At 68.9% G+C, this 1,223-nt stretch carries 2 protein-coding genes; both read right to left on the bottom strand.

Annotation, left to right across the window (positions count from 1 at the left end):
* Positions 1-334 (bottom strand): hypothetical protein (locus D4740_RS12645; protein ID WP_119837231.1); only part of this gene is annotated, 334 nt, incomplete at its 3' end.
* Positions 335-510: 176 nt separating this feature from the next.
* Entirely contained in the window at positions 511-930 is a 420-nt protein-coding gene (locus D4740_RS12640; RefSeq protein WP_119837230.1) for a hypothetical protein, read from the bottom strand.
* Between the last annotated feature and the right edge of the window lie 293 nt (positions 931-1,223).

The following is a 1,223-nucleotide window of genomic DNA, read 5'->3' as shown; positions in this document are numbered from 1 at the left end:
GGGTCAGGACGGTGTGGCCGGCGAATCCCTGGTCGGTGTACCACAGGACGAGGCTGGGGTCGGGGTGCAGGGAGCGTACCCAGGCGGCGACCTCGGCGGCGACCTGGGGGTGGGCGTCGGTGGAGACTGCCTGGTTGCTGGGGAAGTGCCTGATGTCGAACGAGGGGTCGTCGGGGCGGGGGATGTTGGCCTCGGCGTCGATGATGTCGGTGGCGGGGTCGTAGCGGCGTGTCCTGCACCCGGGCCACCTGCGCTGGGCGGCCTGGAGGAAGGTGTCGGCGTCGATCATCTGCTGGGTCGGGTCCATGGCCACGACCATGTAGTTGACTCCCATGGTGGTCCTCACTCTCTGTGCTGGTCTGCTGGTGGTGTCCTAGATGTCGAGTTTGCGGAGGAGGCGGGGTGGTGGTGTGGTGTCGTGCCCAGCGCGTCCAGCACGCTGGCCAGGCTCACCCCGCCCGGGGCGGTCAGCGACTCGCGCAGCCCGCCTGCCAGGGGGCGTGCGGGTGTCTAGTGGAAGTAGTGGGGGTACTCCTGCTCGGGGTCGTGGTCGCGGTGGTCGACCCACTGGTGGTCTATCTGGGTGGGGGTGATGCCGGGGGTCAGGACGGTGTGGCCGGTGAAGCCCTCGTCGGTGTACCACAGGACGAGGCTGGGGTCGGGGTGCAGGGAGCGTATCCAGGCGGCGATCTCGGCGGCGACCTGGGGGTGGGCGTCGGTGGAGATCATCCCGTTGTCGGGGAAGTGGATCACGGAGAAGGGGGGCGCGTCGGGTGGGGAGACGACTGTGGCGTCACTGATGTCGGTGGCGGGGTCCTCGACGACGGCCTGGCACCCGGGCCACTTGCGCTGGGCCTCGCGCAGGAAGGCCTCGGCGTCGATCATCTGCTGCTGGGACGTGACGGTAATGACCATGTAGTTGACTCCCATGGTGGTCCTCACTCTCTGTGCTGGTCTGCTAGTGGTGTCCTAGATGTCGAGCTGGCGGAGGAGGCGGGGTGGTGGTGTGGTGTCGTGCCCAGCGCGTCCGGGGTGCTGGGCAGGCTCACCCCGCCCGGGGCGGTCAGCGACTCACGCAGCCCGCCTGCCAGGGGGCGTGTGGGTGTCTAGTGGAAGTAGTGGGGGTACTCCTGCTCGGGGTCGTGGTCGCGGTGGTCGACCCACTGGTGGTCTATCTGGGTGGGGGTGATGCCGGGGGTCAGGACGGTGTGGCCGGTGAAGCC

It is taken from the genome of Actinomyces sp. 2119 (assembly GCF_003591215.1).
Lineage (GTDB): Bacteria > Actinomycetota > Actinomycetes > Actinomycetales > Actinomycetaceae > Actinomyces > Actinomyces lilanjuaniae.
Note: the sequence above shows the minus strand (reverse complement) of the source record. Positions and strands in the feature narration are given on the sequence as shown.